We start from the raw sequence: 13,633 nt of genomic DNA, 5'->3' as shown, positions 1-13,633 counted from the left end.
TGTTATATAAAACCTAACACCATGATTATCAATATAAAATTCTCAAAAAAAAGTCAGTTATCTAAATAAACGTCCGCTACCCACCTCAAAAAACTGATTAAAATCATATTATTTCCAAATACATTATAGCGGCAAATAAAGCAATACAAAACCAGTTACCATTTTTGTACCCAACAATAAATCTTTAGGGAACATTACTTGCGTCGCACACTTCAGCGTTCCTCCCTCGTATCAGCAAAACAACACCCGCTCATCCATCATCCCCAAATCCGCACATTCCCAAATCCACCCATCGCCATCCGCACATCCACACATTTGCACATCCACACATCCACACATCCACCCACCCGCACATTTACACATCACACATTCCAGCTCCCCTCCCTTCCTGCCGTACAAGTGTGCGACGCAACAATGCTTCATACTTAATCAATTGCCCGGTCAATAACCACAAAAAAAAGACGCATAGAAATACATCTATGCGTCTGTATAAAAAAGTTTAGTTTAATTACTGTAACCGATTGTTTTTTATTTCATCAACAATCAGCGGATCTAACAAGGTAGAAGTATCGCCCAGGTTTTCCGTTTCGCCTTCAGCAATTTTACGCAATATTCTACGCATAATTTTGCCACTTCGTGTTTTTGGTAAACCCGTAACAAATTGAATTTTATCAGGCTTGGCAATAGCACCAATTACACGAGTAACAGTTTGCAAAATATCCTTACGGGTTAAGCTTTCATCGCCATGCATGTTACCATAAATTACATAGGCATAAATACCCTGCCCTTTTATATCGTGCGGGTAACCTACTACTGCACTTTCTACCACACCGGCATGCATGTTAATGGCATTCTCCACTTCGGCAGTACCTATACGGTGGCCACTTACATTTAAAACATCATCTACCCTGCCTGTAATTCGGAAATTTCCTTCCTCGTCCTGCATCGCTCCATCACCTGTAAAGTAGTAATTTTCGTAGGTACTAAAGTAGTTTAACTTACAACGTTCATGATCGCCATAAGTAGTGCGCAATATAGAAGGCCATGGTGCTTTTATACACAGGTTGCCTTTTTTAACACCATCCTCAAATTCTGTAACTTCTTTGCCGTTTTCATCTACCAGTATACATTGTACTCCCGGCATGGGAAGCGTTGCCCAGCTTGGCTTTGCCGGTGTTACGCCGGCCAAATTTGAAATAAGAATACCACCTGTTTCTGTTTGCCACCAGGTATCTACAATAGGGCATTTTTTCTTACCTACATGCTCATCATACCAATGCCAGGCTTCTTCATTTATTGGCTCGCCAACGGTGCCCAATATTTTTAAAGAAGATAAATCTTTACCCTGCAAAGGACCAATACCAAAACCCATTAAACTGCGTATGGCAGTGGGGGCTGTATACAAAATATTTACCCTGAATTTTTCAATAATATCCCAAAACCTGCCAGCATCGGGGAAAGTTGGAATGCCTTCAAACAATAACGAGGTACCACCTGCACTTAATGGAGCATATACAATATAACTATGCCCGGTAATCCAGCCAATATCTGCTGTACAAAAATGTATATCTCCAGGCGTATATTGAAAGGTATTAACAAAAGTATAATTGGTCCAAACCATATAACCGCCACAGGCATGCACTACGCCTTTTGGTTTACCGGTTGAGCCGGAAGTATACAAAATAAACAATGGATCTTCTGCATCCATTACTTCAGGCACACATTCTGTCATGCCCAGGGTTTCTACTTTCTTTATTTCCTCTTCCCACCAAAGATCACGGCCCTTTAACATACTTACCGGAGTTCTGGTACGGGTAGATACAATTACTTTTTTTATGGTTCTGTTACCAATTAAAGCATCATCAATTACACTTTTTAATGGTATGTCTTTATTACCGCGGTAAGCACCATCGCAGGTTACAATATATTCTGCCTGGGCATCATATAAACGGTCGGCAATACTTTGGGCACTAAAGCCCCCAAAAACCACAGAATGTATGGCGCCAATGCGTGCACAAGCCAATACAGCAATAGCCAGTTCGGGTATCATTCCCATATAAATACACACCCTGTCGCCCTTTTTTACCCCATTGTTTCTAAGTACATTACCAAACTGGCAAACTTTATTGTACAAATCCTTATAGGTTAAAATGCGGTGATGTTCATCGGGGTCGTTTGGCTCCCATATAAGTGCAGGAATATTAGCTTTTGTAGCCAGGTGGCGGTCTAAACAATTCTCGGTAATATTTAGCTGTGCACCTTTAAACCATTCAACTTTAGGTTCGTTAAAATTCCATTCCAACACTTTATCCCATTTACGTTTCCAAACAAAATTGTCGGCAACATCTGCCCAAAATTCATCCGGATTTTCTACACTTTTTTTATACGCTGCTTTATATGCATCTAATGAGGTGATCTGATAAGGATATGACATAACAATCAGTAATTTATGGGGCTAAATTTACACTATAAAAATATTTATTACGCATATAAATCGTTTGCATAAGATTTTGGTGAGTGAACAGTATTACAAATGGCATCGTCTCTTGCCACGCTCGGTTCAGGGTTCCTCATATATGGCGGCAATATAATAATGCCAATAAAACTACCATAAAAGGTTATTTTTTGGATTATAACGGGTACTATCATACATTTTGTTGCTGCTTATTCTGCTGTACAAGTGTGCGACGCAAGCGGTGCCCAATAGCCATGAAAATGCCCGGGCCAATAACTGTTTTCTGCCATATCATAGTGTTGTTTACAATCATTAACATTTTCTATTTTGGTCTTACTGCTTTCCATTAAGACAAACTTAAGCTTATAATTTATTAATTAGCTGATTATCAATATTATACAATTATATAATTTTTTAAATTTCTAATTTTCTAACGCTATATACACATTGTGGTTTTACACCTGAAAAATGCGGTAATACACCATCATTTAACCATTGATTTTCCTTACCTTCGCCCACTTGTTATAAATACTAAACACAGGTTTCAGCAACATATTATGAGCCAGGAAAATATAAACAACAACGAGGCACAAATAAAAAATTACGGTGCAGATAGTATTCAGGTATTAGAAGGGTTGGAAGCAGTGCGTAAAAGGCCAGCCATGTATATTGGCGATATTGGCATGAAAGGCTTACATCACCTTGTTTATGAAGTAGTTGATAACTCAATTGATGAGGCACTGGCCGGTTATTGTAAAAATATTGATGTTACCATACACGAGGATAATTCTATAAGTGTAAGCGATGATGGACGTGGTATCCCTACAGGCATTCACCAGAAAGAAGGTGTAAGCGCCTTACAGGTGGTTATGACCGTTTTACATGCCGGTGGTAAATTTGATAAAAATACTTACAAGGTTTCCGGCGGTTTGCATGGTGTGGGTGTAAGTTGCGTAAACGCTTTAAGTTCTACCCTGCATGTAACCGTACGCCGCGAAGGCAAAATATTTGAACAGGAATACCATGAAGGCATACCTGCCTATGCAGTTAGAGAAATTGGCGAAAGCGAGAAAACCGGTACTACAGTTCATTTTTGGCCCGATTATACCATTTTTCAGGTTAGTGAATATAACCGCGAAATACTGGAAGGCCGTTTAAGGGAATTGTCCTTCCTGAACAAACGCATTAGCATTAACATTACCGACCTGCGCGAAACGCATGAAGATGGAAGTCATTACACCAAAACTTTTTATAGCGAAGGAGGTATTGTAGAATTTGTGGAAATGCTGGACAGAAACGGTAAACGTAACCCGCTTATTCCAAACACCTTATACGTAGAAGGCCATGATGAAACCACCAATGTGGCTGTTGATGTTGCCCTTACCTATAATGATGATTTTAAAGAGCATATTTTCTCTTACGTTAATAATATCAATACCATCGAAGGTGGTACACACGTTACCGGCTTTAGACAGGCCTTAACAAGGGTGTTTAAAAGCTATGGCGATAAACAAGGTTTGTTTGAAAAAGCCAAAGTAACTATTGAAGGGGATGATTTTAGAGAGGGTTTGAGTGCGATTATATCAGTAAAAGTACCTGAGCCACAGTTTGAAGGACAAACCAAAACAAAATTAGGTAACAGTGAAGTTAGCGGTGTAGTGCAGGTTACAGTTGCCCGTGTATTGGAAGCTTATCTGGAGGAAAATCCTAAGGATGCCAAGAATATTATTAACAAAGTAATTTTGGCTGCGCAAGCAAGGGTAGCTGCCAAGAAAGCCCGTGATATGGTACAACGCAAAACCGTTTTAAGCGGTGGCGGGTTACCCGGCAAACTGGCCGATTGCAGTGAACGCGACCCCGAAAAATGTGAGTTATACCTGGTAGAAGGAGACTCGGCAGGCGGTACCGCCAAACAAGGCCGAGACAGAAGTTACCAGGCTATTTTACCTTTAAGAGGTAAAATTTTGAACGTAGAAAAAGCCATGGAACACAAGATCTTCGAAAACGAAGAGATACGCAATATGTATACTGCATTGGGTGTAACCATTGGCACACCCGAAGATCCCAAAGCACTTAACCTTGTAAAGCTTCGTTACCACAAACTAATTATTATGACGGATGCTGATGTGGACGGTAGCCATATCGCCACACTAATTCTAACCTTTATTTTCAGGTATATGAAAGAAATGGTAGAACATGGCTATGTATACATTGCACAACCACCTTTATACCTGGTAAAGAAAAATAAAGAACAGGCTTATGCTTATTCCGAAGATCAACGTAAATTCCTTATTCAAAAAATTGGTGGCGGTAAAGATGATAGCGTAACTACCCAGCGTTATAAAGGTTTGGGTGAAATGAATGCCGACCAGCTATGGGAAACCACTATGGACCCCAGCCGCAGAACACTGAAACGCATTACCATAGAAAGCGCTGCTGAAGCAGACCGTATTTTTAGTATGTTAATGGGCGATGAAGTTCCTCCACGCAGGGAGTTTATAGAAAGCCATGCCCGTTATGCCAAAATTGATGTGTAATAATTACCCATACATTGAAAAAGCCGGCACTAAAAATTAGTAGCCGGCTTTTATATTTAATAATCGCCTGGTTTTAAACGGCGCCTTTGCATTTTTTTATGCGATAATTGTTGCTTGTTTTCCTTTCTTTTTTCAATAACGCTTTTGGGTATTTTTAGGGCAATCCTGGCTTTTTTTACAGTTAAAGCATCCGCAAGTAATTGTAGCATTTTTTGTATTACCAGTTGCTTATTCCCCAATTGTGTTCTTGCCTCCTGAGACTTTACCAAAAAGTAACCCTCTGCCGTTATTTTATTAGCCAGTTTAGCCTGCACCAACGCTTTTTGCTCCCCGGTTAATAATACAGATGTGGCTACCAACCAACGGCCTTCTACCATGGTTTCCACCTTATTTACATTTTGCCCGCCCTTGCCACCGCTTCTCGCCGTTTGAAAAATAATTTCGGGTGTAATATCTATCTTCATTGCGCAAAAATAATAAAGAGCTATGAGAGCGGTTATACAAAGAGTATCAACAGCATCAGTAACAGTGGATAATATAGTAACAGGCGCTATTCAAAAAGGGCTGCTGGTATTGGTTGGTATTGAAGATGCAGACAATCAGGAGGACCTTCAATGGCTTAGCAGCAAAATAGTAAACCTTCGCATTTTTAACGATGAAAACGAAGTTATGAATGTAAGCGTAAAAGATGATGGCGGCGACATATTGCTTATTAGCCAGTTTACTTTACATGCCGCCACCAAAAAAGGCAACAGGCCATCGTATATTAAAGCCAGCAAACCCGATATTGCCATTCCACTGTACGAACAATTGATTGTGCAATTACAGCAAGACCTTGGCAAACCCATTTCCACCGGCATTTTTGGTGCCGATATGAAAGTAAGTTTGTTAAACGATGGTCCGGTAACCATTGTTATTGATACAAAAAACAAAGAATAATTGGCCCGGCTACAGGTAAATTATGGGGCATCCGTTGCGTCGCACACTTGTACGCCATAGCAATGCCCGGCAAAGTACCAGCCGCCGAAGAGTGCGACGCAACAGAAGCTTAATAAATGATTCGGTGTTTGGCTCATAAAAATAAAACCACATATAACCACCACTTTAAAATTAACAGGTAATGGATATTTCAATTCGTGAAGCACAGGAACAAGTAGATAACTGGATAAAAACCGTGGGCGTACGTTATTTTAACGAGCTTACCAACCTGGGCATTTTAATGGAGGAAGTGGGCGAACTCTCCCGGCTAATGGTACGCATTTATGGCGAACAATCTTTCAAGCAATCAGATAAAGGCACCAAACTATCAGATGAAATGGCCGATGTATTATGGGTGCTGATTTGCTTAGCCAATCAAACCGGGGTAGATTTAACAGAAGCCCTTGCAAAAAATTTTGAAAAGAAAAGCATACGTGATGCAAACAGGCATAAGGATAACGAGAAGTTACAATAAACTGGCCTACCTTGTATGATATGGCATTATCATTAAAAAATATATGGCAAATTGTACAACAGAGTTTTAAGGATTTTGGTGAGTTAAAAGTAATTCGCATGGGCGCCGCCCTGGCGTTTTATACCATCTTTTCCATTGCACCCACACTAATAGTAATTATCACCCTTTGTGATATTTTTTTTGGCCGGCAGGCCATTGAGGGTAGCATTTATGCCCAAATAAATTCTTTTGTAGGCAGCGATGCTGCCATGGAAATACAAACCCTCATAAAGAATGCCAGTATTTCAAAAGATATTAGCTGGGCATCGGCCATTGGCATTGTGGCCCTGGTATTTGCAGCCACCAGTATTTTTGCAGAAATACAGGATTCTATAAATTATATCTGGCGCCTGAAAGCCAAGCCGGCTAAGGGCTGGCTTAAGTTAATCTTTAACCGTTTGCTAAGCTTTTCTATGGTGGTAACGCTTGGTTTTGTATTAATGGTTTCGCTGGTAATAAATGCATTAATGGATGCTCTGGTAGACAGGCTGGTGGAGCTATTTCCACAAATTGCAGTATATGCTGCCTATGGCATTAACCTTCTGCTCACATTTGTTACCACCAGTTTTTTGTTTGGCATTATTTTTAAAGTGTTACCCGATGCAAAAATTCAATGGAAAGATGTTAGAGTGGGAGCTTTTACCACAGCAGGCTTATTTATGCTGGGCAAATTTGCTATAGGGTTTTATTTGGGCAAAAGCCATATCAGCAGCTCGTACGGCGCCGCCGGCTCGCTGATTATAATATTATTGTGGGTATATTATTCTTCTATTATCCTATATTTTGGCGCCACGTTTACCAAAGCCTATGCACAGCATACCGGTAGCCATATTTACCCAAGCGATTATGCAGTGTGGATACAACAGGTAGAAATGGAAAGTAACACCTCGCTACAACAACAGGATACTGCAGTTATTGAAAAGACTTAGCCTGTAAGCCATATTATTTTCTGTTTTACTAACTGGTTTATTATAGTTTCTGCTGGTTTTTTGTAGCATTAATTAAGTTTGAACGCAGTTGTTTTACAATATCCTCATTACGCTCATATTTACCGGTATGCTGCAGGTACTTTATTTTTTGGCTAAAGCATTTTATTAGCAGGTCGTAGCCTGCTTTTGCCTGCACTGAGTCGTAAAAGTTTTGATCCCATTCGCTTTTCGCTTCTTCATAAAACTGTAGAATCGTGCCATTGGTGGCAATTACAATTGGCGAGCTAAACCAGTTGTACGATACATAATCCCTTTCGTGCTCCGCAGCATCGTGAAAAAGCAATTCCCAAAACTGCAGGTGATTTAATACCCTTTCTTTTATTTCTGCTGCAGTTTCGGAGTGGTTGGGTTTTATACGCCACAAGTTATTTTCTTTACTATATAAATCATCAGCTGCATCAGCAAAGCGTTCGTCTTCTGCTTCCAGAAAAAACTGGTAATACTGTTTATGCTGTAAATAATTAAATCCATTCTTATCGTCAATATGGCGTTTAATAATTTTATCTATGGCAAACTCATCTGTTGCCAAGTGCAATTGATAGGGTTCCACCGTATCAGTACTAAACTGCATATTTAATTTATTGTAGGAGGCATCTTCCAAAAGCAATTCCTTTCTGTCAGCGTCAAACTTCCATTTGCCATGAATGTATTGTTTCATCAGCACCAGATCAAAACTGCTGTCTTTGCGCAGCACCAGTTTATTGTCGAGAAAAAACTTCTGAAATGTAATTGCATCGCCATCGCCTGCGGCACCTGTTTCCCTTAGAAATGTTTTAACACCGGGCATATCTATTGCAACAAAACGCCAGCGCTGCACCAGCAAAGCGGTTTCATCTTTTTTGCAGGTGCTAAAACACAATATCAATACACATGCAATGGCTATTGTTTTCATAAACGCCAATATTTACTGTAATATAAAATTTATACTGTTTAGAATTGTACAGCATAAAAAAATCGCCTCCTTCACAGGAAGCGATTGTAACATATTATTGTTGTGTATTTTCTGGCGGTGGTGGCACTTGCTTTTTAGGCACAAATGGTGGTCTGCTGGGTGGCCTGTTATCCCCTTTATTCACCGGCGGACGGTTATCTCTTCTATCAGGCGGGCGGTTATTATCCCTGCGCTGTTCCGGTCCTCGGTTATCACGGTTATCTCTTCTTTCCGGTGGACGATTATCACGTCTTTGTTCCGGCCCCTGCTGGTTATTATCTCTTTTTTCCGGAGGGCGGTTGGTATTTGGTTTTCTTTGATCCTGTTGTTGCGGCGCACCTCCTCTATCATTAGCCCTGCGTTCGTTTTGGGGGCGGCCACGGTTTTCTTTTTCACGGCTGCGCTTACTTGTTTTCTCTAACGATTTTAAGCTTATTTGCCCTACAAGCTCCACAAAACCTTTTTCTGATTCGGCCAGTTTTGCACTTGCCAGGTCTACCGGTTGCAGTTCTTCTACCCTTTCTCCGCGGGCATTTAACCTTTGAATTTCTTTTACCCTTTGTATGGTAAGCGGATACTGTTTATTGGTATCGGGCAACACATACCACATCAGGTTTTTAAAAATATCTTTCTTTATCAGGTTGGCAGTACCTTTTAGTGTTTGCAGGTTATCTGCATTATCCGGGAATTGCTGTAAAGCATCCAGGTAAGTATCCAACTCGTAGTTAAGGCAACATTTTAAACGGCCGCACTGCCCGCTTAATTTGGTTTGATTAATAGACAGGTTCTGGTAACGGGCTGCTGTTGTAGTAACACTTTTAAAATCTGTTAACCAGGTACTGCAGCAAAGTTCTCTGCCGCAACTGCCAATACCGCCCACTTTTGCAGCTTCCTGGCGTATACCAATCTGGCGCATTTCTACTTTTACCTTAAACTCACCTGCCAAAATTCGTATCAGCTCTCTAAAATCTACACGGTCTTCGGCGGTGTAAAAGAAAGTAGCTTTTTTACCATCGCTTTGAATTTCTACTTCTATCAGTTTCATTTGCAGGTTAAGCTGTCGCATAATGGCGCGGCTGCGGGCCAAACCTTCTTTTTCGCGGCCTTTATTGTGCAAATGTTGTTCTATATCTTTTTCGGTGCTGCGGCGCAACACTTTTTTCATGTCGGGGTTAAACTCTTCCGCACCTTTTTTCTTCATTTGTATGCGTACCAGTTCTCCGGTAAGGCTTACTTCCCCAACATCAAAACCACCCACCCCTTCTACGGTAATATATTCGCCCTTTTCAAAATATTGCAGGGTATTATTTCTAAAAAATTCTTTGCGGCTACCCTGGTTAAAAGTTACTTCAATTATTTTACAATTGCTTTCGGGGTCGCTAAATGGTAGGTTTAATAGCCAATCGTGTACATTCATTCTATTGCAACCGCCGGTACTACAGCCGCCGTTGCTTTTACAACCGTTTGGCTTTCCGGTTCCACAAGATCCACATCCCATATCTAAACGATTTACGTATGATTAATTTTTGTTTACAACTGTTGATATAAACCCAACAGCTGCCTAATACGGATGAGGAACTGGCAAATTATGTAGCCGGCAGTGGTAGTGGTATGATGCTTTCTTGCGTCGCACTCTTCAACGCTTTGATACTATATGGGGCAATACTAAACCTATTTGTTGGTGTGTACAAGATGCTGCCAAAGCATAACCCATGCCTAACTGCATATATTTTTGATGTACAACTGTATATAAAACCTGCCCTTTTTACGCATGGCGGCTGTTAAAAGCCGGGGAATGCGGTACTGTACAAGTGTGCGACGCAACGATGATACCATGAAAAACCTTAGCCCGGCCCACAAAAAATCAATACCCTCACTCTGTCAAAAATAGGGTTTTCTCCTGAATGATATGGCACAATTTGATGGTAAGGGCATGGAAGAGCATTTTGGCGTTGGCATTACGTTCTATATAATAGATGGCTTTATCCAGCTCTTCTATAATTACCTGCTGCTGACTTACCGAGGCAATTTTGTTTAGGCGCTGCGCAAAATCTCTTTCTTTTTCGGGCATGGCCAGTTGGTTGCCCATTATTTTAAGGCGTATACTTTGCTCGAGCAGGTGATTAAAATACAGCAACATTTGCTTTTGCTTTTCGCGGCCCATGTCGTTTATTTCTGCCACAAATTTTACCTGCTCGGCAAACATATTGCGTATGGTAAATTTTAGCCAGTCGCTTAACAGGCTAATCCAATCTTCCTCGTTATGCTGCAATAATTGCAATGCTTCGTGGTAGTTACCTTCGGCGATGGCCGCAATTTGCATAGCGGCATCGGCAGTTATGCCGGCGCGTTCTACCAGTGCCTGCGTAATATCTTCTGTGAGCGGCAGTGGTATTTTAACCAGCTGGCAGCGACTTAAAATAGTAGGTAGTATTTGTTCTTCGCTTTCGGCTACCAGTATAAACAATGTATCGGGCGGCGGCTCTTCTATTAATTTTAATAATTTATTGCCTTCTTTACCCAGGTATTCGGGCATCCACATTACCAGCGTTTTAAACCCGCTCTCAAAACTTTTAAGGTTAAGCTTATGAATAATATCGCCACATTCTTCTGAAGTAATATTGCCTTGCTTGTTTTCGGCGCCAATAAACTGCAGCCAATCAAATACATTACCATAGGGCGAAAGCTTAATAAACTCCCGCCATTCGGTAATATAATCGGTGCTTTTGGGTTTATCCCCAGATTTGCGAGGTATTACAGGAAAAGAGAAATGAATATCGGGGTGTACAAATGCCGCAGCTTTTGAGTAGGCCGGCTGCTGTTGCATCCAGCTATCTATTTCATCGATGGTGCCCGGCATTGGCAATTGCGGGGCAGGGGTATCTACCTCTCCAAATAAAGATGGGCCAGCAGGAGCTGCATTTTTTTTAGCCGGAATAAGGCTGATATATTGGGCAAAAGCCAATGCGAGTGGCAATGCACCACTCCCCTCTTTACCTAAAAATAAAAGCGCATGGCTAAGCCGGCTTTGCTGCACCATTTCTACCAGGTGCTGCTTAACCTGCTGCTGACCAATGATATTGCTAAACTGCATGTAGCGAAGATAGAATTCTGGTGATATATTTTATGCGTAATCGTCAGCCGTGTATAAAAAAAGGCCGGCAAAATTGCCGGCCTATCATTATGAATGAATACAATAATACTATTTAAGATATTTGGCAATTTCAGGGCTATCAGGCGTTACTTTACTGTCAAAATAAGCCAGTAGTTTACCATTTTCATCAATAAGGAACTTATTAAAATTCCAGGTGATGGTAGCGTCTAAAACCCCGTTTTCGCTTTTATTACAAAGGTATTTGTATATGGCGGTTGCGTTATCGCCCTTTACGTCTACACGGGTGGTTAAAGGGAAGGTTACGCCAAACTTAGCATCACAAAAGGTTTTTATTTCGTCATCTTTCTGGAATTCCTGACCACCAAAATTATCAGAAGGGAAACCAATGATAACCAGTTTATCCTTATTGTCTTCGTATAATTTTTCCAAACCCTTATACTGTGGGGTAAAACCACATTTAGAAGCGGTGTTTACTATCAGAATTTTCTTACCCTTGTATTGAGAGAAATCTATCATACCACCCGTAAGTGACTTTATAGAAAAATCGTAAATAGTTTTAGCGGGTGCTTCGGCTACAGTGGTATCCATATTGTTGGTTAGGGCTACAGTAGCGGATAATGCTACAAAAGCCAGTGATGCGATAAATAGTTTCATAAAGTAATTTTTGTGTTATTAATACAATTCAAATGTAAAATTGTTTATGGTAAGTTTTGGTAATGTTTTGTTATTCCAGTTCATAACAGCCTATATCCGGGTTGGCATCCCGGGCTTTACCGGTAATATCAGTTAAAACTGTGGCAGTAAGTCCGGCGTTAACCGCCGGCGATGTTGGCTGTAACCTAAAGCTGTAGATATTATTTGCATAATCAATAGCCATAAACTGTGGATCGGTATTAAAAATGCAATTGGTAAAACTACCTTGTGCAGGCTGTATGGTTTTACATAACCCATTTTCAAAGATTACAGAAAATGCCAGGTTTCCGTTTTGTGTTATACTAATCTCATCGTTTACAAAGCCATCATCGCCATAAACAATACAATTGATAAAACGGGCATCCAGTGTAAAAGGTTGCGTGTTGCCATCGATATTATCAACCATTAGGGCGGGATTTTCGTGGGCAATATAAGGCGTGTTAAATGCCGCCAATGTACAATGAATAAAATTGTAATTACCCCCCGCATGTATTTGCACAACGCTGCCGCAATTATTAATCAGACAATTAGTAGCATTAATACTGGTATTTACAGCCCTTATGCCCGCTTCAGCTGCATTGCTGATTACGCAGCCCAGCATATCCAGCTTGGTTTGCGCATTATCAGCGGGCAAGTTTATATCTATTGCAGTGGTTGCATTGGTAACCGTGGTATAATTCAACTTGTTATTGGTGCTGCTTTCGGCAAAATATATACCCGGCCAGCTACCCGGAAGGTCTTTATAATAATCGTCTAACCGGTCTCCGGTAAAAACTATTCGGTTAATCTCTTCAGCTTCTCCCAATGCCTGTAAACTACCCTCTACAGTAATACGGGCATCGGAGTGGCAATAAATTTTCGTACCCCTTTCAATAGTTAGCAAACTGTTTTTGTTAATAGTGAGTGTGCCATTAATAACAATGGGTAAATCGTTGGTAAAAATGCTATCCTGGGTAATATGGGCATTGTTTAAAAAACGGGCATTCAACCCCACCGCATCTAATTGAATTAGGGCTTTGTTGGTGTTGTAGTTAACAATAATACTATCCCTTACCAATATAGGTTCTGCAGTATTACCTGTTGTAATATTTGCTTTCGCAAATACATAAATACTGTCTTTGGCTGCAATTTCAATATTAGTAAAGCTGGTGCCAGCTGCACCATTTACATTTATGCTAAAAACAGAGGTGGCGCCCCCGGCCAAATTAATGGAGGCAATTACTAATTTTTGATTATTTGGATTGTAAATTTTAAACAACTGCGTAGCAGAACCTGTACCGTTAAATAAAGTACCAAAATGCAGCGAATCTGCCGAGGTAAATACAATGGCATCTGCACCCGTAATGATAGTATCTTTTGTACAGGCAAAAAAACCAAGAATGGATATACAAAGTACCTCAAAAAAACATCTGCGCTTCATG

11 protein-coding genes are annotated in these 13,633 nt (G+C 40.6%); 4 read left to right on the top strand and 7 right to left on the bottom strand.

The genetic code is table 11. From position 1 onward, the window contains the following. Positions 1–508 precede the first annotated feature (508 nt). Complete coding sequence (acs, locus tag GD597_RS12100) at positions 509–2,434, bottom strand: acetate--CoA ligase (protein ID WP_171608114.1); 1,926 nt, start codon at positions 2,432–2,434, stop codon at positions 509–511. A 470-nt stretch (positions 2,435–2,904) separates the two neighbouring features. Between acs and gyrB the strand changes: the two genes are divergently transcribed. Continuing rightward, a complete protein-coding gene (gene gyrB, locus GD597_RS12095; RefSeq protein ID WP_449405370.1) occupies positions 2,905–4,992 on the top strand; it encodes a DNA topoisomerase (ATP-hydrolyzing) subunit B in 2,088 nt (695 codons plus the stop codon). 56 nt (positions 4,993–5,048) lie between these two features. On the opposite strand, the gene GD597_RS12090 is transcribed toward gyrB, so the two are convergent. Then, the gene (locus tag GD597_RS12090) at positions 5,049–5,456 is read right to left on the bottom strand and encodes a peptide chain release factor-like protein (protein WP_171608113.1); all 408 of its coding nucleotides are present in this window, start codon (positions 5,454–5,456) and stop codon (positions 5,049–5,051) included. Between the two features lie 22 nt (positions 5,457–5,478). Here GD597_RS12090 and dtd point away from each other — a divergent pair, with 22 nt between their 5' ends. From dtd to GD597_RS12075, 3 genes are all read left to right on the top strand, one after another. Next, positions 5,479–5,931: a D-aminoacyl-tRNA deacylase gene (gene dtd, locus GD597_RS12085; protein WP_171608112.1), complete on the top strand. Its 453-nt coding sequence runs from the start codon at positions 5,479–5,481 to the stop codon at positions 5,929–5,931. A 181-nt stretch (positions 5,932–6,112) separates the two neighbouring features. Continuing rightward, entirely contained in the window at positions 6,113–6,445 is a 333-nt protein-coding gene (locus tag GD597_RS12080; RefSeq protein ID WP_171608111.1) for a nucleotide pyrophosphohydrolase, read from the top strand. Positions 6,446–6,465: 20 nt separating this feature from the next. Further along, the gene (locus GD597_RS12075) at positions 6,466–7,413 is read left to right on the top strand and encodes a YihY/virulence factor BrkB family protein (RefSeq protein WP_171608110.1); all 948 of its coding nucleotides are present in this window, start codon (positions 6,466–6,468) and stop codon (positions 7,411–7,413) included. 40 nt (positions 7,414–7,453) lie between these two features. Here the strand turns inward: GD597_RS12075 and GD597_RS12070 are convergent, their stop codons facing one another. The 5 genes from GD597_RS12070 to GD597_RS12050 all read right to left on the bottom strand — a co-directional run bounded on the left by GD597_RS12070 (position 7,454) and on the right by GD597_RS12050 (position 13,632). Then, complete coding sequence (locus tag GD597_RS12070; RefSeq protein ID WP_171608109.1) at positions 7,454–8,365, bottom strand: hypothetical protein; 912 nt, start codon at positions 8,363–8,365, stop codon at positions 7,454–7,456. A gap of 94 nt (positions 8,366–8,459) precedes the next feature. Continuing rightward, positions 8,460–9,902 carry a PSP1 domain-containing protein gene (ricT, locus tag GD597_RS12065; RefSeq protein ID WP_171608108.1) on the bottom strand — a complete coding sequence of 481 codons (1,443 nt, stop codon included), beginning with the start codon at positions 9,900–9,902 and terminating at the stop codon, positions 8,460–8,462. A 375-nt stretch (positions 9,903–10,277) separates the two neighbouring features. Further along, positions 10,278–11,498 carry a DNA polymerase III subunit gene (locus GD597_RS12060; RefSeq protein WP_171608107.1) on the bottom strand — a complete coding sequence of 407 codons (1,221 nt, stop codon included), beginning with the start codon at positions 11,496–11,498 and terminating at the stop codon, positions 10,278–10,280. 108 nt (positions 11,499–11,606) lie between these two features. After that, the gene (locus tag GD597_RS12055; RefSeq protein ID WP_171608106.1) at positions 11,607–12,173 is read right to left on the bottom strand and encodes a glutathione peroxidase; all 567 of its coding nucleotides are present in this window, start codon (positions 12,171–12,173) and stop codon (positions 11,607–11,609) included. Positions 12,174–12,243: 70 nt separating this feature from the next. After that, positions 12,244–13,632, bottom strand: a complete 1,389-nt coding sequence (locus tag GD597_RS12050) for a choice-of-anchor Q domain-containing protein (RefSeq protein WP_171608105.1) — start codon at positions 13,630–13,632, stop codon at positions 12,244–12,246. Position 13,633: the final 1 nt, after the last annotated feature.

This window comes from Limnovirga soli (genome assembly GCF_013106755.1).
In the GTDB taxonomy this organism is placed as follows: domain Bacteria; phylum Bacteroidota; class Bacteroidia; order Chitinophagales; family Chitinophagaceae; genus Limnovirga; species Limnovirga soli.
This window is presented reverse-complemented; position numbering and strand designations above follow the sequence as displayed.

Bases quoted from the DNA above. Each gene is read 5' to 3' on its own strand.
- GD597_RS12080 (WP_171608111.1), top strand. From the start codon at position 6,113: ATGGATATTTCAATTCGTGAAGCACAGGAACAAGTAGATAACTGGATA.
- GD597_RS12060 (WP_171608107.1), bottom strand. From the start codon at position 11,498: ATGCAGTTTAGCAATATCATTGGTCAGCAGCAGGTTAAGCAGCACCTG.
- GD597_RS12090 (WP_171608113.1), bottom strand. From the start codon at position 5,456: ATGAAGATAGATATTACACCCGAAATTATTTTTCAAACGGCGAGAAGC.
- GD597_RS12050 (WP_171608105.1), bottom strand. From the start codon at position 13,632: ATGAAGCGCAGATGTTTTTTTGAGGTACTTTGTATATCCATTCTTGGT.
- dtd (WP_171608112.1), top strand. From the start codon at position 5,479: ATGAGAGCGGTTATACAAAGAGTATCAACAGCATCAGTAACAGTGGAT.
- GD597_RS12075 (WP_171608110.1), top strand. From the start codon at position 6,466: ATGGCATTATCATTAAAAAATATATGGCAAATTGTACAACAGAGTTTT.
- GD597_RS12070 (WP_171608109.1), bottom strand. From the start codon at position 8,365: ATGAAAACAATAGCCATTGCATGTGTATTGATATTGTGTTTTAGCACC.
- acs (WP_171608114.1), bottom strand. From the start codon at position 2,434: ATGTCATATCCTTATCAGATCACCTCATTAGATGCATATAAAGCAGCG.
- GD597_RS12055 (WP_171608106.1), bottom strand. From the start codon at position 12,173: ATGAAACTATTTATCGCATCACTGGCTTTTGTAGCATTATCCGCTACT.
- ricT (WP_171608108.1), bottom strand. From the start codon at position 9,902: ATGGGATGTGGATCTTGTGGAACCGGAAAGCCAAACGGTTGTAAAAGC.